At 46.8% G+C, this 23,362-nt stretch carries 21 protein-coding genes; 13 read left to right on the top strand and 8 right to left on the bottom strand.

The window, feature by feature from the left end:
* Window positions 1–58 precede the first annotated feature (58 nt).
* Window positions 59–1,336: a transglycosylase SLT domain-containing protein gene (locus WC647_03540; protein ID MFA6221366.1), complete on the top strand. Its 1,278-nt coding sequence runs from the start codon at window positions 59–61 to the stop codon at window positions 1,334–1,336.
* Window positions 1,337–1,397: 61 nt separating this feature from the next.
* Here WC647_03540 and argJ read toward each other — a convergent pair whose 3' ends face one another.
* The 8 genes from argJ to WC647_03500 all read right to left on the bottom strand — a co-directional run bounded on the left by argJ (window position 1,398) and on the right by WC647_03500 (window position 11,225).
* Window positions 1,398–2,600 (bottom strand): bifunctional glutamate N-acetyltransferase/amino-acid acetyltransferase ArgJ, encoded by a 1,203-nt coding sequence (argJ, locus tag WC647_03535; GenBank protein ID MFA6221365.1) that lies wholly within the window; start codon window positions 2,598–2,600, stop codon window positions 1,398–1,400.
* A 13-nt stretch (window positions 2,601–2,613) separates the two neighbouring features.
* Complete coding sequence (locus tag WC647_03530; GenBank protein ID MFA6221364.1) at window positions 2,614–3,246, bottom strand: HAD-IA family hydrolase; 633 nt, start codon at window positions 3,244–3,246, stop codon at window positions 2,614–2,616.
* Between the two features lie 47 nt (window positions 3,247–3,293).
* Window positions 3,294–3,731, bottom strand: coding sequence for a hypothetical protein (locus tag WC647_03525; protein MFA6221363.1), 438 nt, complete (start codon window positions 3,729–3,731; stop codon window positions 3,294–3,296).
* Between the two features lie 67 nt (window positions 3,732–3,798).
* On the bottom strand, window positions 3,799–4,521 hold the full coding sequence (locus WC647_03520) for a TVP38/TMEM64 family protein (GenBank protein MFA6221362.1): 723 nt from the start codon (window positions 4,519–4,521) through the stop codon (window positions 3,799–3,801).
* The gene (gene hflX / locus WC647_03515; GenBank protein MFA6221361.1) at window positions 4,508–6,202 is read right to left on the bottom strand and encodes a GTPase HflX; all 1,695 of its coding nucleotides are present in this window, start codon (window positions 6,200–6,202) and stop codon (window positions 4,508–4,510) included. Before hflX ends, WC647_03520 begins: the two co-directional genes overlap by 14 nt.
* 158 nt (window positions 6,203–6,360) lie before the next feature.
* Complete coding sequence (locus WC647_03510) at window positions 6,361–8,928, bottom strand: pitrilysin family protein (GenBank protein ID MFA6221360.1); 2,568 nt, start codon at window positions 8,926–8,928, stop codon at window positions 6,361–6,363.
* Between the two features lie 243 nt (window positions 8,929–9,171).
* Window positions 9,172–10,848 carry a hypothetical protein gene (locus tag WC647_03505; protein ID MFA6221359.1) on the bottom strand — a complete coding sequence of 559 codons (1,677 nt, stop codon included), beginning with the start codon at window positions 10,846–10,848 and terminating at the stop codon, window positions 9,172–9,174.
* 110 nt (window positions 10,849–10,958) lie between these two features.
* A complete protein-coding gene (locus WC647_03500) occupies window positions 10,959–11,225 on the bottom strand; it encodes a hypothetical protein (protein ID MFA6221358.1) in 267 nt (88 codons plus the stop codon).
* A gap of 246 nt (window positions 11,226–11,471) precedes the next feature.
* Between WC647_03500 and WC647_03495 the strand changes: the two genes are divergently transcribed.
* The 12 genes from WC647_03495 to WC647_03440 all read left to right on the top strand — a co-directional run bounded on the left by WC647_03495 (window position 11,472) and on the right by WC647_03440 (window position 23,348).
* Window positions 11,472–11,756, top strand: a complete 285-nt coding sequence (locus tag WC647_03495) for an HU family DNA-binding protein (GenBank protein MFA6221357.1) — start codon at window positions 11,472–11,474, stop codon at window positions 11,754–11,756.
* A complete protein-coding gene (locus WC647_03490) occupies window positions 11,737–12,600 on the top strand; it encodes a site-2 protease family protein (protein ID MFA6221356.1) in 864 nt (287 codons plus the stop codon). The genes WC647_03495 and WC647_03490 overlap by 20 nt, the downstream gene beginning before the upstream one ends.
* A gap of 335 nt (window positions 12,601–12,935) precedes the next feature.
* A complete protein-coding gene (locus tag WC647_03485; GenBank protein MFA6221355.1) occupies window positions 12,936–14,324 on the top strand; it encodes an anthranilate synthase component I family protein in 1,389 nt (462 codons plus the stop codon).
* On the top strand, window positions 14,321–14,908 hold the full coding sequence (locus WC647_03480; GenBank protein MFA6221354.1) for an aminodeoxychorismate/anthranilate synthase component II: 588 nt from the start codon (window positions 14,321–14,323) through the stop codon (window positions 14,906–14,908). The genes WC647_03485 and WC647_03480 overlap by 4 nt, the downstream gene beginning before the upstream one ends.
* Entirely contained in the window at window positions 14,905–16,170 is a 1,266-nt protein-coding gene (gene aroA / locus WC647_03475) for a 3-phosphoshikimate 1-carboxyvinyltransferase (protein MFA6221353.1), read from the top strand. Before WC647_03480 ends, aroA begins: the two co-directional genes overlap by 4 nt.
* A complete protein-coding gene (gene aroE, locus WC647_03470; protein MFA6221352.1) occupies window positions 16,167–16,985 on the top strand; it encodes a shikimate dehydrogenase in 819 nt (272 codons plus the stop codon). The genes aroA and aroE overlap by 4 nt, the downstream gene beginning before the upstream one ends.
* Complete coding sequence (locus WC647_03465) at window positions 16,982–18,550, top strand: bifunctional shikimate kinase/3-dehydroquinate synthase (GenBank protein ID MFA6221351.1); 1,569 nt, start codon at window positions 16,982–16,984, stop codon at window positions 18,548–18,550. The genes aroE and WC647_03465 overlap by 4 nt, the downstream gene beginning before the upstream one ends.
* Window positions 18,543–19,604 (top strand): chorismate synthase, encoded by a 1,062-nt coding sequence (gene aroC / locus WC647_03460; protein MFA6221350.1) that lies wholly within the window; start codon window positions 18,543–18,545, stop codon window positions 19,602–19,604. Before WC647_03465 ends, aroC begins: the two co-directional genes overlap by 8 nt.
* Complete coding sequence (gene aroQ, locus WC647_03455) at window positions 19,601–20,035, top strand: type II 3-dehydroquinate dehydratase (protein MFA6221349.1); 435 nt, start codon at window positions 19,601–19,603, stop codon at window positions 20,033–20,035. The genes aroC and aroQ overlap by 4 nt, the downstream gene beginning before the upstream one ends.
* Window positions 20,036–20,385: 350 nt before the next feature.
* Window positions 20,386–21,279, top strand: a complete 894-nt coding sequence (gene aroF / locus WC647_03450; protein MFA6221348.1) for a 3-deoxy-7-phosphoheptulonate synthase — start codon at window positions 20,386–20,388, stop codon at window positions 21,277–21,279.
* Between the two features lie 37 nt (window positions 21,280–21,316).
* Window positions 21,317–22,465 carry a prephenate dehydratase gene (pheA, locus tag WC647_03445; GenBank protein ID MFA6221347.1) on the top strand — a complete coding sequence of 383 codons (1,149 nt, stop codon included), beginning with the start codon at window positions 21,317–21,319 and terminating at the stop codon, window positions 22,463–22,465.
* Window positions 22,466–22,487: 22 nt separating this feature from the next.
* Window positions 22,488–23,348, top strand: a complete 861-nt coding sequence (locus WC647_03440; GenBank protein ID MFA6221346.1) for a prephenate dehydrogenase/arogenate dehydrogenase family protein — start codon at window positions 22,488–22,490, stop codon at window positions 23,346–23,348.
* The last annotated feature ends 14 nt before the right edge of the window (window positions 23,349–23,362 follow it).

Below are 23,362 nucleotides of genomic sequence, written 5' to 3'. Positions count from 1 at the left end.
TAGGCCCCGAACGCCGATACGCTTTTCTGGAATGGGCAATAAAACGGTGGAGGAGTTCTTGAACTGCGGCGCTATCCCGGACAAAGTTTTCTACAACCTGAAGAAACCATCTTTTTGTGTCTTCTTGAGGCTCATTTCAGTTGCTATAGCAGTTGTCTCGCTAGCCAGTTGCGGGTCCTCTTTTGGGATTGTGAAAAGGGACGGTTCCAATCCCTCTTCGATATCTAATGCGATTTCCAGGGTGTTCGACTTTGGTTCTGAAAAGTCCTTTTTTGGTTCAAGCAAACCAGGAAGCTATCCTCCCATACCATTAGAAACTAATGAACCGCGTGTCAGAAAATTTCTGAGGGAATACGCATACGAAAGAAGAGACTCTACCCGGAATTATTTATCCCAGGCTACAAGATATCTACCTATGGTCAAAGAACAAACTCAAAAGCATCACCTTCCTGAAGAGCTTGCATATCTTTTTCTCCTAGAATCCGGGGCTAATCCAGAAGCTAGATCTCCAGCGAACGCTCTGGGAATGTGGCAATTTATGCCGGCGACAGCCAGGAGTTATGGCCTTAGGGTAGATAGCTACGTCGACGAACGTCTAGACCCAGCCAAATCAACTACAGCCGCTCTGACATATTTGAAAGACCTGTATGGTATGTTTGGTTGCTGGCGGCTTGCGCTCAGCGCATACAATTCCGGAGAAAACAAACTCAATAAGGTGTTGTGCAAAGAAGACGCTAACGAATATGAGGACATTTGTTCCAGTCGGATGCTCAGACGTGAGACTAAAGAGTTTTTGCCTCGTTTCCAGGCGCTGGCCATAATCGCCAAAAACCCTGAACGGTATGGATTTCAGAGGATTGCTCCAAAGGAGCGCGACGAGAAGACGGAACTGGCTCCAATTGATGGGAGCTATTCACTGGCCAAATTGGCAGGTGTTTTAGGAGTTTCTTCCACTTCGATGATGGAGTTGAATCCGGCGCTTGTTCGTGGGGTGACCCCTTCTGAAGGCTCCCCCTATCCGATTAGAGTTCCTCAGGGAAAAAAGGACGCCATAATAGCAGGCTTGAAAAATTTGCCGGAGGAGTCCCCAAATAATGGGCACGTGGTTCATTTGGTGAGAAAAGGTGATAGCGTTCATGGGCTAACAAAAAGATATGGAATTTCTAAAGAAATGTTGGCCCAGATCAACCCTGACATCAATTTGTCTCGCAGGCTGAAAAGGGGACAAAAAATTATGGTGCCGCGAGTTCCCGACAAAAAGAAGTTGGCGTCAAAAGAGAATAAAAACGGACACAAAACCAAACCCAAACCACCTGTTACAGCGAAAAGGTCCTGAAAATTCTCACCCATCTATTTCAGATAAGAACCAGTTATTTCCAGTATATGGCTTACGATTTTCACGATCGGTAATCAGCGTTTATCCCAACATAGTCCGCTGACAAATCGCAAGTAAAAATGGAAGCCTCAGATGTTCCAGCTTTCAAATCTATCAAAACTGAAAATTCGGGGTTTTCCATCACTCGTTTGGCGCGAATTTCCCAGTCATCCGACTTGAGAACCCCAGATTTTACAATCTGTACAGAGCCTATCCAAAGATCTATATTCGAGGGGTCGAATGAAACGCCTGCAGACCCGGCTGCGCATACGATTCTACCCCAATTCGGATCTTCACCGTGAAAGGCGGTTTTTACCAGGGGCGATTCAGCTATCCGCCTGGACACTTTGACCGCCGAGGGCTCGTCTGGAGCCCCCAAGACCTTTATTTCCACTAATTTTGAGGCGCCTTCTCCATCCCTGACAATTTGCTTGGCTAAAGAAGAGCAAACCTCAAACAGGGCATCATAAAATATTGTCCGATCCGACATGTTGTCCAACAGGACCCTGGATCTATTCGAGCCACCTGATAAAACCACGGCTGTGTCGTTTGTGCTTGTGTCCCCATCCACTGTAACTCTGTTGAACGTGACATTATTAATTCTAGAAAAAACTTCGTGGAGATAAGTCCTCTCGATTCGCACATCAACAAGGATCACAGCGAGCATGGTAGCCATGTTTGGCGCAATCATTCCCGCTCCCTTAGCCATCCCAAGAATTTTCAGGGGACCATTGCTCAGAGTCTTTTCGCAAATCGAGGTTTTTAAAACAGTATCGGTTGTCATTATGGCCGAAGCCACTTTTAAAAAGCTCGACTTATCCAAAGAACTAACTAACTGAGGAATCCGGGGCGCCATACGATCGACAGGAAGGCGCTGACCAATTACGCCGGTAGACATCGGAATTATGAGGTCCGCCCGGACACCTAATCTCTCAGCTAGAATTGAGGCAAGAGATTGCGCGTCTGAGATTCCCGCTTCACCAGTATAGGCGTTAGCGTTTCCCGAATTCATGAGTATCGCCTGGGAGAAGCCGGCCTGAAGTCTGTCGCGAGTCAGTGTAACCGGCGCGGCGCAAACCAGATTTGTTGTGGTGACTCCCACTGTTACAGCGGGGGTCTCGGATGATATCAAAGCGAAATCCAGGCGGTCGGAATCCGCTTTCTTAACGCCGGCGCTGACTGCTGCAAATTTGAATCCATCAATTAGAAATTCTTGATCGTTCAACTATCTGGCTCCTTCAGACTGATGGTACATCGACCCCTGTTCGGGTTAGCTCATATACAAGCGTTGAATAATTCATAAATTGTAATCCGACTATCCCTATTTTTCTCGCGGCCACAACATTTTCGACGAGATCATCCACAAAAACAGCGTGATCCGGTTGAATTCCGAACAACTCGATCGACTTGGTAAAATATTCTATTTCCGGCTTTCTTGTCCCCATTTGGTAGGATAGCGCCGCTTTTTTGTAAAAAAGAATTTCTGGAAAATTTCGAGTTATATATTCGTAATGGACTTCATCGGTGTTAGATGCCAGCCACACGCCATATCGGTTTGTGAGAGACTTCCCTAAACGAGTCATCTGCTGGTCAAGTGTGAATATCTGACTCCAAATTCTTTGAAATTCGTTCAGATCAGCCGTCAATCCTATCCTAAAGGCCACAAGCCTGTGAAATTCCTCAAAACTTATGGCTCCAATTTCCAGTTTATCAACAAGATCATTGATTGCTTTTCCAAGCGTTCTGGGATCTCGGGTGGCATCTTCGGCAATTTCAGCGGGGAGATACTTCAGGAGACGTTTGACAGCAATTTTCCAATCAAAAGGAACCAGAACATTGCCTAAATCAAAAATTACATCTGTGATTACCATGCATTACCCGTAAGATATTGTTATGTCGAATGGACCTGTTCCAGATTTTAAAAACGTCTGCGTCCCTCCAGGCAGTTGTATTGTTTGTGAATTTGACGTTCCCACTCTTCCACAAACAAAGCCACGACCTCTTTAAGCGGTTTTCCTTGGATTTCGGCCATCTGCCTTAACGCTCTCCAGAAGTCGGAAATCGTAGGCAAAATCTGATCTGTAACCGTGACTACGAGGGTATTGCCACAAGAACAGTTCCGATAAATCATGGTCGATGATTTTCCCATGATTTCGCCTGCGTCCTCCATAGACTGGGCTTTTGCCTCTGTATCGCACAAGTATTGATATAGGCTTTCATATTCTTTGCCGCATGTTCTGCATTTCTTGGGAAAGATGTTCCTGCTGTTGTTCATGATCGAGAACTGTTGAACAAAGGAGCTGAAAACCTGGTCACGAGTTCTTTCAAAATCATCTGATTTGGCCTCGTCAACCATAAATCCTCCCAAAAAAAATCAAAGGCGCCACAAGATGCGTCTAAGGGTTAACCAAATTATTGACAATTCACAATTTCTTATGATGTCGATGTCTTGCCCATTTCTCAATTCTATCACGTTGAAAAAATATTATTACAAAAGACAGAACGCATAATACCGTCAAGATGAAAAGCAGCGCCCAATTTTGATCGTAAATGGCAGAACCGCCCAGGCTGAGCATTATTGTGCCGGGGATTCTGCCAAGAGTGCTGACCCAGAAAAATGATCCTAAGCACATAGGACTCATTCCAAGGATGTAAGACAGGATATCCTTCGGGAATCCGGGAATAGCGAAGAAGGCGAATGCTAAAATGGCGCCCTTGCGCTCGGTCAAAAAATGAAATCTTTTGAGGTGATTTTCGCTGACGAAATATCTGACCAACGGCATCCCAATTATTCGGGCTGCAATGAAAGCTCCCATCGATCCAATAGTCAGTCCAATAGTCGAATAAACCACATTAGGCCACGCGCCAAAAATAAAACCACCCACCGCTCCGGTAAGTTCACCGGGAATTGGAGCCACCACCACCTGCAAGGCCTGGATGAAAATAAACGCCAGGGGGGCAGCCTTTCCCCAGCTTTCTACAAAATCCCGAAGCGCTTCTTTGCTCTTAAATATGTTGAGGAGATAAGCCCAGAGAGGCCCCAATCGGCCTGAGAATAAAAGAACAATCACTAGAGTTAGCAGAGCGATCAAAACTCCTACGGCCAGTCTCAATTGCGTTTTGTCACGCTCATCAACGGGTTTCATAGCCAAGACTCCGGATGTTGGATTTATCATTAATATGTTCAGTGAACCTGGAGTCAATTACTTTCAAGATTTCATCTTCCATTCGCTTAATCAGAGGAACAAATGTTTTGGAAGTTAAGGCTGATACGGCTACTCCATCATATCGTGCGCATAAATTCTCAATGGTTTCTTCATCAACCAGATCTATCTTGTTAAAAACTCGAATAATAGGTTTGTCAGAAAGATTCAGTCTAAGAAGCAGGTTCTCAACCGCTTCGAGTTGTTTTTCAAGCTGAGAATTTGAACTATCAACAACATGCAATAGCAGATAGGCGTCCGCTAATTCATCCAGAGTGGCTGCAAAGGCTTTAAGCAAAGTCTCAGGCAGGTCTTTGATGAACCCGACCGTATCAGTAATAATAACTTCGGTCTCCCGTGGAAATCTGAGCCTTCGGCTCGTCGGATCCAAGGTGGCGAACAGTTTATTTTCCGCGAGAACCGTGGACTTAGTCAAGTTGTTCAAGAGGGTCGACTTGCCTGCGTTTGTGTACCCCACGATTGAGATTATGGGAACCGTTCTCTTGGCGCGGAGACTTCGTCTAAGCGCTCTCGCCTTGCCTATTTGCTGAATTTGACGCTCCAGAAAACCTATCCGGGTATGGATTCTCCTTCTATTAATTTCGAGCTTTGTCTCACCAGGGCCTCGCCCGCCGATACCTCCTGTGAGTCGCGACAACGCGTCATCCTTTTCGCTGAGTTTAGGCAGAGCGTATTTAAGCTGGGCAAGTTCAACTTGAAGCTTACCTTCACTTGATTTTGCCCTCTGGGCAAAAATATCCAAAATGATTTGAGATCTGTCGAGAACCTTGATTTCCGTGAATTCTGAAACCGCCTTAACCTGCGCGGCGCTCAGTTCAGTGTCAAAGACCAGAGCGTCGGCTCCCTTCTGCAAAGCGTCGATAATTATTTCCCGGAGTTTCCCTTTGCCCACTACATAATGATAGTCAGCGGAACTCCTCTGTTGAGTGGAGGAACCGACAACATCCAGCCCGCAAGAAATGACCAGTTCATTCAGCTCGTCCAACGATTCCTCCGCTTCCCATCCGCTTCTATCGATTTTGCCTACTAGATACGCTCGTTCATTCTTGGATCCAACCAATTGGGAGCCTACTGTTCGGTATATTTCGTCTTCCAGCGATTTCACGAATGCCAGAAAGTCGAGATCCAGTTGCGAGATCGCTTGGGTCTCGAGAAACCCCCACACTTGATTGTTCGGATTGGGAGGCAATAGATAAGCGATCCTTATTAGAGTTGGGAGTCCGTTGCTGTCAACCCCCACGGCCGCCAAGATGTCCAATCTTAGAAGAGCCAAATCTGTAAGATCTTCCTGGGATAGGGACTCATCCTTTAGGTGGGTGTGGATGAGTCGCAACCCTCTTAGTCTTCCTCCTCCTACACGCCACCCGGTCAATTTTGGGATGAAAATTGACTTGGCGTCTCCTATCAGAATGCTTTGAATCAGTCCCTTGCGGTCGATTAGTAAACCGAGTTGACGGTTAACTTCTAATGAAAGCTCTGTTAAGCTTCTTGCAAGTTCATGAGTTATTACCACATTTGCCGGTACACGGCGGGTGGCGAATTTTTCGATTCTGGCAATTTGAGAATGCTTTAGGCCCGATGTTGAACCTGAAATAAAACTCAAAAAATTCCTCCGTCTTACCAACTATCTTAGAATGAAGTTACAAAATTCTTGTGATCAGAAAAGTCCAATATTTTCACAACTGAACTTTCTTTCAACACAGAGCTGAAAGTGATAGGACACCCGGCAAAACCGGGCGTCCAGGAAAAGTGTGGAGGGATCTATTTGTCGTCGTTTTCGGGTAAAATCTTAAGGAGAGCCTGTTTCTTGGGGTCTAGATACTTACGAGCCACTCTCAAAACATCTTCCGTTTTCACTTCCGAAATCTTCTTGACATACTTGTCTTCATAGTTCCAGCCCAGACCGTAAAGAGTATTTAGGGCATGATCCTCCGCTCTGGCCCACGTGCTCTGGAGGGCGATTTCATGGTTACCTATCAGGTTGTTAACGGACCTTTGAAGTTCCTGCGGAGAAACAGGATTTGACCTCACTTTTTCTATCTGGTTGGACAACCCGGCCAGCGCTTTTTCAGTCTTTGGAACATCGCATGCAATGTAAAAGCCGAATAAGCCCGGATCCAGAGTAGGTCTAAAGAACGAGGTTACGACATACGCTAGAGATTCTTTGTCTCTAAGTTCCAGGAACAGACGTCCCCCTTGACCGGAAAGGAGATTATTAAGGACCTCAAGAGGATATCTGTCCGGGTCAGAGAGGCTCACAGCATGATACCCCAGAGCTACGTGAGACTTCGCCCTAGGAATTCGTATGGTTTCCTGTCTTGGCTGTTCAATAGGTGTTTCCGCCGGAACTTTCGGAGGCTGGAACGATGAAGCCGGAATGTCCCCAAAATATTTTTCCAGCAGGGCAAGCGCTCTATCAGGTTCTATGGAACCTACTATTGAAATAACAGAATTGGCAGGGTCCGAGTACTTGCGGTAACAATTAGCCAAATCATCTTTGGTGATCTTTGCTACAGTGGCCAATGTCCCTTCTCTGTCGAAGCCATAGGGGTGATGTTTAAAAACCTCTTTGTTCAAACACGTAATGGCATACTGAACAGGTCTGTCCGGTTCCGTTTTGATCCGGTTTAGGATCAGTTGTCTTTCCCTTTCGACTTTGTCCTGGGGGAATGTCGGATCCTTGCAGACCAGTGCCGTCAGTTTCATAGCTTCTTCGACGTGTCGGCTCAACACTGTGGTAGAAAGTCCAAATGAATCATAACCTGAAAACCCAGACAACCTCCCTCCGATGTTTTCGATTTTTTTGGCGATTTCAACCTCCGAGAGATTTCCTGCGCCTTTGGTCAAGGTCTGGGCCATAAAATTCATAATACCTTCAGTTTCTTTTGTTTCATACCTCTTACCGCCCAAGTGAGCTACCTTGATCGAGACAACAGGATTTGCGTCATCCGGAGTAATTATCACTCTGGCGCCATTCTTAAGAGTGGTCGAAACCGTTTCAGGCGCTGAAGCCTGTTTCTTCGAGAGAGTTCTCGAGGCAGCGCCAAAGGACTTTACCACTTGCGAAAGACTATCCATATTAAAAGCTTTTGCCGCTGGGTCACCAGGAGCTAAAACCGACACAGTGGCATCTGACGCGTCCATGTAAGTTTTCGCCGCTTTGGATATTTCGGGACCGGTGACAGCATTGTTCAAGATCAGATACTTGTCTTCGTAATTCGGATCATCGTTATCCGCCATGCATGAACCAATGTTTCTGGCCGTCCCCTGAACCGTCTCCATTGAATAAACATGTTGCGATTCGATATGCGTTTTAGCTCTTTCAAGTTCTTGCGCCGAAGGAGGCTCCGCGGAAATTCTCTTGATTTCTTCGAAAATTCCCCGCGTTGCGGCCTCTAAATTCTTAAAGTCTAAGGTTGCGGAAACTATCATTAACCCGGGATCTTTAGGGGTGAGCGAACTAACCGAAATTGAGTGGACAAGCCCTTTGTCCTTTTTCAAGATCTTGATCATCCTGGAGCTGTCACGTCCTCCAAGAATGTCGGCTGTTAAATCGAGGGCGTTGACATCAATAGACATGGCCCCAGGAATATGGAACGCGATGTTTAATCTCGTCTCACGTGAATTGTCATCCGCCACAAACGCTGTTCTTATATCTTGCTGTTTTGGTTCCGAAGGCCTTGGTGGCCTAAAAAAACCGACCGGTTTCAATTCAGCGGTAAGCTTTTCAACTTCTTTGAGGACCTCAGAAGTATTCACATCTCCGACAACTAGCAGAAACATGTTTTCCGGCACGTACCATTTCTTGCGGAAGGCCAATATGTCGTCTCGAGACAATTTTTCGACTATATCCTTGTAACCGATCACCGGAAATTTGTAGGGGCTAGCTACATAGGCGGTGTCAAACAGAAGTTGTGATGACTTCCGTTCGGGTCTCTCAGCAGATTCCAGTATCTCCTCAAGCACCACCTGTTTTTCCTTTTGCAATTCCCCCTGATCAATTGATGGATGAAGCACGGCGTCTGTGAGGATATCCAAGGATTGAGACATTGCGCTCGAAGGACCGGTGATGTGGAATACTGTTTCATCCCAACTGGTATACGCGTTTATTTCCCCTCCGAGAGCTTCAACTTCCGACGCAATCTGTCCCAGCCCCCTCTTTGCAGTTCCCTTGAAGGCCATGTGTTCAATAAGGTGGCTAATCCCTCTTTCTGAAGACTCTTCATCAGCGCTACCAACCATAACCCACAACTGAGCGGTAGCTACTTTCTTGGCATGATCCTCTTGAATCAGGACCTCCAAACCATTAGGCAGTCTGTGACGCGTCAACTTTCCCTCCTTTGCGCAAACATTTTCAGCATGAAATGTTAGAAAAAAAATACCAGTAAAAAATAGAATAAATGAGAAGAACTTCGAAGTAGAATTCATTATTTTTCCCTTTCAGGTAATATCAATGAGGTTGGGACGAAATCTTTCGTGGCCAATACCAATTGGAGACAAAGATCCGCGAGATTCGTTTCCTGAGATGTTGCTTGATTGAACGGGATACAGATCAAAAGCCAGGCGAATGTACTAACTTACAATCAGCAAATCGTTTCTAATTGTTATAATCCGGCTAACGGATCCCGTCTCGGGCGCAAGTTTCAAAAACGTAAGAACGTAATTTTCCGCTTGACGCCTCAAAATTTCCTGAACTGCTTCACTACGTTGGTGATCAATTCGCTCACCTATTTCTCTCAATATGTCAACTATCTTGAGCTTCAGCAACCACTTGGGAATAAACGGCCCAATGGCGGTATTCAACACCATGTCAAGTAAAGTAAGTCCACCTCCAATGGCTACCTCCGCTGTGATCAAAAATAGGGCCCATAGTGAATATGAACCGTACAATTTGATCTCATCTATGGTGGAAAGGCCCTGCTTGAACTTTTCGAATTCTGCTTCGAGCAACTGCTCAACGTTGGGGAACGATTCTTCATATAGGTTCCGGATCTGTTCAGATGAAAATCTGGAACATGATTCCAGGGCTACGCGCCTGAAATCAAATAGATCGTCCTGATCCGACAGAAACTCAGCGACCTTGAGATTAAACTTTGCAATTGAAGCCTCAAGCTGCAATGGAACGTTGGAATAATCCCGTTCTTCAAAGAGTTCCACTGGAATTCTGTCATGCAAGGAAGAACTATCGGAATCAGTCCAAGGCGAGAAAATGCCCCGTCCAAGGGTTCCTGCAAGGTTCCTGACAACCCTCTTAATGGCTGTTCTAGGACCATACAAAATGTCATACTTCCGCAATAGTTTTTCCAGCCTGGCTTGAATCTTTTGTTCAATGTCTCTAGGCGTCGAAAGATTCAATCTCAATTCCATTTCCCGGGAAACTTCCTCTAGTGCGGAGTTTACCTTTCCCACTACGATGTCAACCCGTTCGGTAAGGCCTTGAGCGGTGGCCAATACTAGATCCAGACTTTGAATTGTCTGCACACGCAGTCGATTTTGCTCGGCTTCTCGAAGTTGAATCAAATATTCCTCACTTCGAAAATTTGGGAGCAGCGAGATAAGGGCTTCTCTGCCAGTGGGATTTTCCAATATTTCAGGCGCTCCGATCTCCCTGTCAATGCGTATCAGAGAAACAGGACCAAACTCTTCATTGAGGCTTTTTTGAAAATCGAGAAATGCGCTTTCAGAAGTCGCTTTGTTAAGGACAATCCTGATTTCTTTTTTCCACGAAAAAGATCGACGAATCACGTCACGACCGGCCATGTCCGCGTATTTTTCCTGTGAGGCCACAAACAGCGCCACGTCCGACAACACGAAAAACCGATCTGAAACGATTTGATTGTCTGTTTCGATGCTGTCAAAGTCAGGGGTATCTACTAGCGCCAAACGCCGAAACTCATTTTTCTCGGTCGGGAAGATTTCGATTTCGTTCTCAATTTGCAGACTTTCCATCAACTCTGTCAGAATATTTACGAACCTGGATGGACAACAGATTACGGCTCCTCTTGTACAAGGCCTTTTTATCCCAACCTTACTTGCTTTAACCTCAATGAGAGAGTTGAACAGCACACTTTTGCCGGCGCCGGTTCCTCCCAATATGCAAATCAGGATCGGGAAATCGTGCGATAGATTCTTTTTCCACTCGAAGCAAAATAACAACATCGATGTACGATCCAACAAGTCCTTGAGTTCAGAATAATTTTTCACTCTCGAATCTATCGCCACTTCGATATTGCCTGAAACGTTAGACAATTCAGATAACCTACTTATTTTCCGTAGTTGTTCACAATTCGGCGATGCGCCGCTGTTGCGTCTAGAAAAAAGGGTCGGCAAATTCTAGCCAATGATCATTGGATGAATTTTCACTTGCTGGTCAAATTTATTATACGACGGAGAGCTGGGGGAACAAAAACAGTTTCCAGATCAAATCTTTGTAAAGAACGAGCGAGGAGTTTTATCTTTCTTTTTCTTGAATCATTCTTGTCAATCAGGATCATATGATTAGTATCTAGTCTACAATAGCCACGCATGGCCCGAATGGGTCCCCGGGAAAGGTTTTCGTAACGAAGCTGGACCCCTAAACGGCTAGCCAAGTCTTCCAGTTTAAATAACACATCAGAATCGTTCATACAAATGTCTCACTGTTTTTAACTACTCTGTTCGATTAAGTTGTGTGACGATGCTTGTCAAGCAAAAACTGACTTAATTCCGTCGCACTGATTTTCATCAGTCGATAGCAGGAAACTGGCATGAAATAACGTACTGTGCGACAATGGCAGGCTGAACTTGACAATCGACATGTTTGTCTATAACATGCGGTGACTCAGGTTATTGTAACATATTGAATAAATTAAGTTTTAATTGGAGGTGTATTGGTGAGGACATCTGAAGTAGTAGATTTGATTGCCCAGGAAGCCGGGATAACTAAGAAATCGGCTGCAATAGCGCTAAAATCAGTCGTCAAGGCTATTCAGGATTCATTGAACACAACGGAAGCCATGATTCGTATTCCTGACCTTGGGACATTCAGAGTCATTGATAAAAAAGAGAGAATGGGGACAAATCCTAAAACTGGCGAAAAGATCAAGATTCCAGGTGGCAAGTCTCCCAAGTTTAGCGCGTCTGCGGCGCTGAAAAAGCTTGTGGCTGAAGGAGGCTGAATCCATCCGACGTTCGTGGTTAATCAACGTTGCGCTATTTTTTGTTACGGTATTGACAACGACCGTCGCAGGCGCGTTGTACGCCAATAAGGAGTTCACTTCCTGGTTTTCTTTTTTCATCAATGGACTAGTCTTTTCAATTCCATTGATGTCCATTCTTTTGGTCCATGAAATGGGACATTTTCTTGCGGGTAGACGTCGCCATTTAGATGTGACGCCCCCCTTTTTCATCCCAGCGATTCCACCGGTGGGGACATTCGGAGCGTTCATCAAGATTCGTTCCATGATTCCCGATCGTCAGGCTTTGATAGAGGTTGGGGCCGCTGGGCCGGTGTGCGGCGCCATAGTGGCCATCCCTCTACTTTTTGTCGGTATGAGTCTTTCTGAAATTCATGCTGGAGCGGAGACATCAGGAAGTGGCCTGTCGTTTGGTACATCGATAATTTTTGAATTGGCCTCTCTCATATGGTTCGGCAAGTTATCTTTTCAAACCGTGATAATTCTTCACCCCATAGCCATAGCAGCGTGGTTTGGCCTCTTTGTAACCGCAATGAACCTGCTGCCCATGGGACAACTTGATGGTGGTCACGTTATTTACGCTCTCTTTGGGCCTAGGGTAGCCCGCTACGTCAGTTATGGGGTATTTGGGTCCCTTATACCTTTGGGAATATTCACCTGGCCAGGATGGATAATGTTCGCAGCGCTGACACTGATCATCGGATTAAAACATCCGCCGCCTGTTGATACATATTCTGAGCCATCCCCTAAGGGTCGAGCTTTGGCCTGGACAGCGATAGCTCTTTTCGTGCTGACGTTTGTTCCTACCCCTATTACTGTGTTTTGACGCAACAGTGGCTCCTCCAGATTTCTTAAACATAGAGACATGAGGTTGGTCTTGACAGCAGGCCCGGGGTGGGGTAGTTTACAAGCAGTAGAGAGAATCGGAATATAATGTCCAACCTTATCCTACATAAAGATATCTTATCAAACTTCCTGTCCTCAGACGCTATGCTGTCTGAAAAGGGAAAATTGTTTTGTGTTTATTATTGCTGGCGCCATTTTCCGCCAACGGTGTGGTCTGCCATGTATTGATCTGATTAGACGATATAACAGGAAATGACGACAAGGCCCACCGTTGATCTGCGGTGGGCCTTGTTTTTTTAGGAAAGGAACCACATTTTGACAGCGCTCAAAATTATGTCCAAAGAATTACTTGCTGATCTGGAAACCCCTGTTTCAGGATATTTGAAACTCTGCGTGGGTGAAAAGGTTTCGTTCCTTTTTGAAAGCAGTGAAAATGTTGAGAGCATCGGTCGATATTCTGTTATCGCTTGGGATCCACTGGCTTCAATAATTCTTTCAGACAAAGGAACAGAAGTCGCTGAGCCGGAAGGCGTTTCAGAGCATTCAGCGAATGAATTCTTCAAATGCGCCCGGAAACTTATGAACGACATGCTTTGCCCCGACTTGCCACAATTGCCTTTTGTCGGTTCTCTAGCCGGATACGTCGGTTATGACACTATCCGCCTAGTAGAGCGACTACCAAACCCGCTTCCGAAAAATCTTCCAGTAGCTTGGTTATGCTATCCGTCGCAGTTCCTGGTTTTTGACCATCTGTATAGAACAATGACAATCTGCGCTATTGGATCAGATGAGGCGGATTGTAAGAATAAACTTGCTCTCATCGAAAAAAAATTAGGGCAAAGCGTAGTTTCACATAAAAGTCGATCTGACATGTTTATCGATTCCCCCGCTCAGGAAAAGTTTGTGGAAGCGGTTCTAAAGGCGAAAGAGCGCATCCTGGATGGTGACATATTTCAGGTTGTTCTTTCCGACCAGGTCACCGGAGAAATCGATGTGGATCCATTGGAAGTCTACCGATGGATGAGAGTTAATAGTCCTTCGCCATATATGTTCTTTTTGAACTTTGGGGATTTTAAGGTTGCAGGCGCGTCTCCCGAAACACTTGTAAAATTAACAGGCAAGCAGGTCTTGATAAGACCGATAGCAGGCACGAGAGGTAGATCGAACGATCCTTTCAAGGACAAGGCTTTAGAGGAAGAGTTGTTGGGGTCAGAAAAGGAAAGAGCCGAACATATCATGCTCGTTGACCTGGCTAGAAACGACGCCGGAAGAGTGTGTGAATACGGCTCCGTAAAAGTCGAACCGTACATGACGGTGGAGAGATACAGTCACGTTATGCACATAGTGTCACAAGTGACAGGAGTTTTACGGGAAGGCTTAGACGCATGGGATGCGTTTATCGCAGGATTTCCCGCAGGCACGGTTTCCGGAGCGCCAAAAATAAAAGCAATGGAAATAATAGATGACCTTGAAACAGAGCCTAGAGGCCCATACGGAGGAGCCGTGGGTTATTGGGGGCCCGGATCGACCATGGACACATGTATAGCCATAAGAATGATCCAATTCTTGGGCAAGCGATTCATATTGCAGGCCGGCGCCGGAATAGTGGCGGACTCATCACCGGTTTTTGAATATGAAGAAATTATGAGGAAAGCGGCCCATGGAATAGCCTCGTTACGATCGGCCACGGGAGTTCAGCCATGATTTTGATAATCGACAATTATGATTCTTTCACCTTTAACATAGTCCAGTCCCTGGGAAAGCTGGGTAAAAAGATTGAAGTGGCTCGTAATGATGAAATGGAAGCGCAACAGATCGCAGAATTGAATCCTGAAGCCATAATAATTTCTCCAGGTCCTGGGAGGCCGGAGGATTCGGGGATTACTTGCGACGTGATCAGGGTTTATAACGGGATCATTCCGATACTCGGCGTATGTCTGGGACATCAGGCGATCGGCTGCGTGTTTGGCGCAACCGTGACTAGGGCGATCCGTCCGGTGCACGGGAAAATCTCGGAAATATTTCATGATTCTCTAGGAATCTACACTGGTCTGTCAAACCCATTCCCCGCTGCGCGATACCATTCTCTTGTTGTTAGAATCGAGACTGTGTCCTCTCCTTTGCGTGTGACAGCCAAGACATCGGAAGGCGAAGTGATGGGGCTGCGAAGCTCAGAACTCAAAATCGAGGGTGTTCAATTCCATCCAGAATCAATAGCTACCGAACACGGAATGGAACTTTTCAGTAATTTCCTGAATGCCTATGTTACCAAGGAAAGCGAACTATGAATTTATCGGGTGTATTCTCGCCTCCTGGCGACAAATCCATATCTCATCGTATAGCTCTTTTGTCGTTGTTGGCTAAGGGTAAGTGCTCCGTCTCGAACTTTTCGACGGCGCGGGACTGTATGACCTCTGTCAACGCGGTCAGACAGCTCGGCGTGAAAGCCGTTTTTACCGATGGAAGGCTCGAGCTGACAGGCGCAAATCGTTCGCTGAAAAGTTCAACAGCAATAGATTGCCAAAATTCAGGGACGACTATGCGACTTCTCATGGGAATTCTTGCCGGAGTCTCCGGGCAATCTACGCTTTGGGGTGATGAATCCATAATGAAACGTCCCATGGAGAGAGTGGCCGAACCGTTGCGAATGATGGGATCTGGTATAGAATGCGCTCCTTCCGGAACCCCTCCTGTAAAGATAAAGGGATCAGGCTTATCTGGAATCGATTTCGAAATGCCCGTGGCGAGCGCACAGTTGAAAAGCGCGGTTCTTCTTGCCGGAATTCAAGCTCAAGGTTCAACCAGAATTAAAGAACCTGTCAGAAGTCGCGATCACACTGAACGAATGCTGAAAATGCTCGGGGCTGACATCTCTCTTGATTCGGGTGTATGGACAGTCAAGAGATCTGAATTAAAATTGCCTGAGACTTTTGAAGTTCCGGGAGACCCTTCTTCAGCCGCTTTTTTTATTTGCGGGGCCATCATGCTTCCTCAAAGTAAGATGCTCTGTGAGCGAGTTCTGCTGAACCCAACCCGAGTGGCTTTTTTGGGAAAGCTAAGAGAAATGGGCGCTGATATTGAAATTGAACACAAGGACGACAACCCGGAACCGTGGGGCCATATCAGAGCCAATTATTCAGGAAAGTTGGCTCCTTGTCTTGTTAAAGCTGACCAGTTACCTATGTTGATCGACGAAGTTCCAATATTGACCTTATTGGCCACACAGGCCCATGGTGTCTCAGTATTTGAGGAAATTGGGGAACTGCGAATCAAGGAGTCGGACCGAATCTCGGCCTTGATTTCAGAACTCGGGAAAATGGGGGCCAGAATTGATCTGGATGGTGACAATTTGTTGGTTCATGGTCCTACTACACTTAGGCATTCGAATACGTTAAACAGTTTCGGTGATCACAGGATAGCCATGACACTCACTATTGGACTGGCGCTCGCCAGTCTTAACGGACATGAAGAAAGCAGAATCAAGGATCTTGATTGTGTAGCGGTTTCATATCCGGATTTTTTTGACGTAATGAAAGATCTGTCCGCATGAAAATCTACTGCGTAATTGGCGACGAACGTGTCAACAGGTCTCTATCTCCTCGCATGCACAACTCGGTCTTTTCGAGACTTGACATGGATTCAATGTATATCGCTGTTAATGTGAAGCCGCATGGCCTCGAAAAAGCTGTCGATGCGATCAAGTGTCTCGGTTTTTCCGGCGTTAACGTTACAGTCCCGCACAAGGAAGCTATTATTCCATATCTAGACTGTCTTTCGGACGAAGCAGCGACTGTCGGAGCCGTAAACACGCTTGTTTTTCAAAATGGGTCCGCAATCGGCCACAATACTGATGTTGGGGGGTTTGGAGACCTGCTTGACTTCCGCGGGTTCAATTCGGAAAACTCCGATGTTGCGATTGTAGGCGCCGGTGGGGCGGCAAGAGCCGTCATTTGTAGTCTGAACGACCGTGGGGCCAAAATCATGGTAATCAACCGGACTTTGGAGAAGGCCATAAAATTGACGGAAAATCTCGGCGGATCGCCTGTGCCTCTTGAGGATGCGCCGAAGATCTTGAGAAGAGCAATATTGTTGGTGAATACCAGCGCTGTTTCAGAGAATTCTGGGGGCTCAGAGCTGACTTCTATTTTAGATGACGCTGGTCCTCTAAGGCGCCTCAAACTCGTGATAGATATCAATTATGGGCGATCAAACAACATTTGGTCGCTTTTAGCTCAGCGGAACGGCGCTCAGTTTCAGGATGGTTTGTACATGCTGGCTGCTCAGGCGAGGCGCAGCTTCCATTTGTGGACGGGCTTAAAGCCCGATATGGACAATTTTCTTGGTCCCCTGGGTTTGTCCGCATGAAAGAGAATATTTATATCACAGGTTTTATGGGAGCCGGAAAATCTACGGTTGCTCGAACACTTGCCCAATTTCTCAAACGCCGGTTCGTTGATATGGATGAAGTCATTTCGTGTAGGAGTGGCATGAGCGTAGCCTCTTATTTTGAGCAATTCGGTGAGAACAAGTTCCGTGAAGCAGAGACAGCCGCTCTCGGTGAAATCGCGAGTCAAAACAGGGTCGTGGTGGCTACTGGAGGTGGGACTCCCATCCGGCCCGTGAATCGGTCAATGATGCGCGATTCCGGAATAATAGTTTATCTTCAGGCCCCGTTACAGGATTGTCGGACTCGTCTAGGTCCTGCAGATTCGCTGGAAAGACCACTGTGGAAAGACTGGCCGTCAGTTGAAACTCTGTTTCACAGCCGAACGCCGGCCTATGAAGATTGCGACTTAAAGGTTGATGCTTCCAATAAGACGCCGGATAACTTGGCCCTGGAAATTTGTGAAAAGCTGGAATCGCCTCGGACTATTAATGTCAACTTAGGGGATTCTGAACATCCATTGATTCTTTCATGGCGGGCTTCTTGCGAGTTTTCCGATATCTTGAAAATGAGGAAGAAAATTGTAGTAACTGACAAAAGGGTTTCCAAGTTTCATTTGGACCGATACTCTCCTATCCTCGAAGACGCCACCATAGTGGCTTTGCGACCTGGGGAAAGATCTAAGACTTTGGGTAGCGCCAGCCGGCTTTATGAAGTCATGCTGAGAGACAACATAGGTAGGGACGGACTACTAATCGCCATTGGGGGAGGGGTGGTGACCGATCTGGGCGCGTTTGTGGCTTCAACCTACAAACGAGGAATACCGTTCATTTTGGTTTCAACTTCCCTTGTAGGCTGTGTGGACGCGGCAATAGGTGGCAAGGCCGCTGTTGATCTTAAGACAGTAAAAAATCCGGTTGGTTGTTTTTCCTCGCCGTCACGCGTAATTCTCGATCTGACCGCATTGGGAACTTTACCCTCCAGATGTCTGACCGAGGGGCTGGTTGAAGCCTACAAAACAGGACTTGTGGCTAATAATGAACTCGCTGGATTTATAGAGACAGACATCACTCCTTTGCTACGAGGTGACATGCTTTGTCTGGCAAGGCTCGTCAGGCTCTCGGCTTCGACAAAAGTAGAAATTGTGGGAAAAGATTTCAAGGAAAGTGGGCTTCGGCGCATCCTGAATTTTGGTCACACATACGGTCACGCTGTAGAGAGCTTTAGCAACTACCGCCTGAGTCATGGGACAGCCGTGGCAGTAGGTATGATGGTGGCGATTTCTCTCTCAGAGCGTCGGGGGATGATTAGTAGCGCTGTTTCAGAGTCAATTCTGACAACGTTGAGCCGGTTTGTGGCAGGACTGGTATTGGCGCCTCCTTCTGAAGAAGCATGGGAAATCATGATGAATGACAAAAAGAACCGAAATGGCCGAGTAAATTTTGTACTGCTTGATGGAGTGAGTTCCCCTATTTGTGTGGATGATGTAACTCCGGATGAACTGGCCAAAGCGGTTCGGGAAGTGGAGGCTCTCAAGAATGGGTAGTGTGTTCGGCCGGTTCTTCAGGATTTCAACTTTTGGTGAATCTCATGGTAGAGCGGTTGGAGTCACCATTGATGGAATTCCCTCAGGTCTGGATTTGACGGAAGATGTCATTCAGGCTGAACTCGACAAGCGCAAGCCGGGATCCAGCAAGTATGTTTCCCAACGAAGTGAATCAGATGAGGTTGAAATTCTTTCCGGGACTGCAAACGGGAAAACCCTGGGGTCACCGATAGCCATGCTGGTCAGAAATAGAGACCAGCGATCAAAGGATTATGATTCATTAAAGAATCTTTTTCGTCCAGGCCACGCGGATTACACGTATTTCATGAAGTACGGAATTGATCCGCAGCCGGGAGGTGGAAGATCCTCGGGAAGGGAAACCATTGGTCGTGTCGCTGCCGGGGCCGTAGCCAAAATGATGCTGGGAAAGATTGGGGTGACTGTCGAGGCCTATACCACCCGAATAGGAAAAGTATCAGCGCGTCAGATAGATCTGGAATTTGCCGCGACGCACGATTTACGTTGCGCTGATCCGGGCGTGTCTGACGCCATGGAAGCTGAAGTTCAAAAAGCAATATCAGATGGTGACTCGGTTGGAGGAATTATTGAGTTGTATGCCAGGGGGGTTCCACCCGGTTTGGGAGACCCTGTTTTTGACAAACTCGACGCTCTTTTGGCGGCTTCACTTTTGTCAATAGGGGGGGTAAAGGGGATAGAATTCGGAGATGGCTTCCGCTCTGCGGAGCTTCGAGGATCCGAACATAATGATCAAATCACCTCCGAGGGGTTCTTGTCCAACCATGCGGGAGGAATACTCGGGGGCATTTCGACCGGTCAACCAATTGTTATGAGACTCGCTGTAAAACCTACCGCATCCATTTCGTTAAACCAGAAAACCATAGATATCCACGGATGTGACCGCGTTATTTGTGTAAAGGGAAGGCATGACCCATGCCTTTGTCCGCGAATCGCTCCAGTGGCGGAGGCTATGACCGCATTAGTCCTTGCTGACGCGTGGCTGGCAAACGCTACCGTAAAAGGAATACCAAAGTGAAACTGTACGTAATCAATGGCCCCAATCTCAACATGTTGGGCAAAAGGGAGCCTGAACTCTACGGTTCCAAGACCCTGTCCGAGATAGAGAACGAACTAGGTCTGCTTGGCGACAAACTGGGTTTGGAACTCAAGTGTTTTCAGTCGAATTTTGAGGGTGAAATAGTTTCTCTTATTCAATCTGCAGGGACTGGCGCTTCTGGTGTGATACTGAACGCAGCCGCGTATACACATACAAGTATCGCAATCAGAGACTCCGTTCTGTGTTGCGGTGTGCCTGTGGTCGAGGTACATCTTACCAATCCTCACGGAAGAGAGTTATTCAGGCGCCGTTCGTTATTATCGGATGTTTGCGCAGGGGTAATTGCCGGATTTGGCTGGCGATCATACTGCCTGGCGCTGGAATGGTTTGCGAATTACTCTAATGATTAGAAGTTGATATGCCTAATGTTCAGCCCCCTGAATAAGAGCTTGACAATGTTTTCCGGGTGCTGTAAAAATAGAGACACTACGAAGTTAGGAAACGGATCATGGGTTTGCAATTTAGTAATACCGCTATAGTCGAAGGCCAGTTTGAAAATGAGGCCTACTATTATTTTTGGCGATATTATTTTTGCGGCTGTTTACCCGTGTGTCCGGAGGGCTATAAAGAGTAACATAACTTAGTCAGAAAGACACAAGGCCATGGGTAGACAGCAGAATCGCCCATGGCTTTTTTATTTTAGGGCCTTGGGCGTGCAAAACTCCCAAGGCCCTTTTCGTTGATTAGAGGAGCTTTTCAAATGATTCAGACCAGCGTTACCGTAAACAGAATGAAGGAGCCGATTTTGCCTCCGACACCCGAACCTCTCAAACCACCGACAAGAACCGGCCTTATGAGCCGTGATTTTCAGCAAGACGACACGGTGATAAGGGTAGGAAACGCCATCATCGGCGGAGGATCTTTTGCGGTTATAGCAGGCCCGTGCTCTGTAGAAACCCTTCAACAGCTTGTGGATACGGCTTTCGCCGTCAAAGAAGCCGGAGCTGTGATCTTGAGAGGAGGGGCGTTTAAACCCAGGACGAGCCCGTACAGTTTTCAAGGACTGGGTGAGGAAGGTCTGAAAATCCTGTCACTGGCGCGGGAACTGACAGGGATGCCGGTCGTCACCGAGGTTATGGATACGGCTGATGTGGAACTGGTCGAAGATTACGCCGATATTCTTCAGGTCGGCGCCCGCAACGTGCAAAATTTTTCCCTTTTGAAAAAAGTGGGGAAGTGTCACAAGCCAATAATTCTCAAAAGAGGTCTGATGACTACTATCAAGGAATTCCTGTCCTCAGCGGAGTATATTTTGGCTGCGGGAAATCCTGAGGTGATTCTTTGTGAGCGAGGTATACGGACATTCGAAACGGCTACTAGAAACACGCTGGACCTGAGCGCCGTATGTGTTCTCAAGGAGCGCACTCATTTACCGGTTATAGTTGATCCCAGTCACGCTGTTGGTTTGAGACGGTTCGTTCAACCGTTGGCGCGGGCCGCAATGGCAGTTGGAGCGGACGGCGTAATGGTAGAGGTTCATTGTTCCCCGGAAACAGCGCTTTGCGATGGTGAACAATCTCTGAGACCAGAGGACTTCACTTGCCTGATGAGGGACCTCGAGATCATGGGAAAAGCCATGAACCTGTTGGCTTAATCTGAGTTGCGAACCGCGAGTCTGGAAAGAGGCCCTGATGAGTTTATCGGAAACACTTACAATTAGCGAAGCCCAAGGGGATTCAGAATCCTTGGGAATGATGTCGATTCAAGGATTGAGACAAAAAATTGACAATATAGACATGGAATTGTTGAGTCTAATTAATCAAAGAGCTTTTCACGCTGCTACAATTGCAGAATTGAGAAGCACAGTTAATGTAACCAATTTTTCCCCCGAACGTGAACTCACAATTATAAAATCCTTGTGTGAAGCGAACACGGGGCCTCTTACCAAATCCGCGGTCGCAAACGTTTTTTCAGAAATAATTTCAGCGTGTAGAAGCGCCAAACGCGCCTTAAGGGTCGCTTTCCTTGGACCTGATGGCACTTTTAGTCACCTCGCGGCCCTTAGAAGATTTGGAAACTCGGCTTTGTTTTTGCCTCAAGTCTCGATTGACGACGTCTTTTATGAAGTTGAAAAAGGCACGTGCGATGTGGGAGTCACTCCGGTTGAAAACTCCTCGGAAGGCGCTGTCACAGCGACGATGGATCGGTTCATAGATTCAAACCTGACTATCTGCGGCGAAATCTTCACTAAAATCAGCCATGTCCTAATGTCCACAGAAACATCTGTAGCAAACATTTCCGAGGTTTATTCACATCCACAGGCGCTGAATCAATGCCGAAACTGGCTTAGGGAGAATCTCCATTCTGCGGCCTTGGTTCCTCAGTCGAGTACCGCCGAATCTGCGCGTCTTGCTCTTGTAACACCCCGAACCGCCGCAATCGGTAGCGAGGGGACGGCTAAACAGCTAAATCTGTCGATTCTGGCGTCGGATATTCAGGACAGCCAGAACAACACCACCCGTTTCTTGTTAGTGGGAAAAAACAAGAGCGCCCCCACCGGTTCAGACAGAACATCACTGATTTTTGCCACGGCGCATAAACCAGGCTCACTTTATAAAGCTCTCGAGCATTTTGCGAAAAGATCTGTGAACTTGACTCGGATTGAATCCCGTCCCATGAAAAATGGAAGCTGGGAATATTTCTTCTTTGTGGATGTCGAAGGTCATCAAGATTCTTCTTTGATCAATGAGGCCATCGAGAGTTTAAGAGGGGATGTAGAATTCTTTAAAATACTTGGTTCCTATCCGATAGGAGATTCTGAATCCACCAATTTGGAATAGGTCAATTACCCAGGCGCCAAACGTGAAAGATTTTCAGACTGCGAACATTTGTATAATAGGCGGAAGAGGCCGTATGGGCGGTTGGTTCGAATCGCAATTTAGAAAGGCCGGCATGGATCCGGTCATTTCTGACCTGAATGATTCTGCACTGACCCAGAGCATGATCGCGTCGTTTGATGTGGTGATGCTGGCTGTTCCCATCCCGGCCGTCGTGGAAGTCATGAAGTCAATCGGATCACACTTGAGGCGAGATACCGCAGTCATAGACATATCTTCGATTAAGCGTGAACCGGTAAATCACATGCTCCAGTATTCCCTGGCGGAAGTTATAGGGTCACACCCTCTGTTCGGTCCATCAGCTCCATCGTTTGTGGGGCAGATCATGTTTCTATGCCCAGCTCGTGTGGGAAGATGGTCAGATCCGTTCAGAAATTTTCTGAACGATCAAGGCGCAAAGATAATAGAAATAGATCCTGACGATCATGACAGGCTGATGGCGTGCGCGCAGTCTTTAAGACACGTGATGCTTACAGCTTTGGGAAAGACTCTGATGAGTTTGGGACTTGACCCGCAAAGAGATTTGGGAGTTTCAGGCAAATGGTTTCAGCAATTAATGGAAATGATGACGCATCAGTTTGAACAGCCTGCGGAGCTATATGCTGATCTTGCCATCGAGAATCAATATTCTGACGTTGCCATCAGGTGTTTTCACGACAACCTTTTGGAACTTGTTGACCTAGTCCACACCGGTGACCGAGCCGGTCTTGCCCGCGCCATGGGTTCTGTGGCCGGATTTCTTACGTCCAAAGAAACAACGTCAAAAGATTCTTCATGGGGTTGGCGCAATGACACAGGAGGAGATTCCCGGCATATGGAGGTCTGACAAAACCAACCATC

This window comes from Desulfomonilaceae bacterium, from assembly GCA_041662605.1.
Lineage (GTDB): Bacteria > Desulfobacterota > Desulfomonilia > Desulfomonilales > Desulfomonilaceae > CAJBEZ01.
This window is presented reverse-complemented; position numbering and strand designations above follow the sequence as displayed.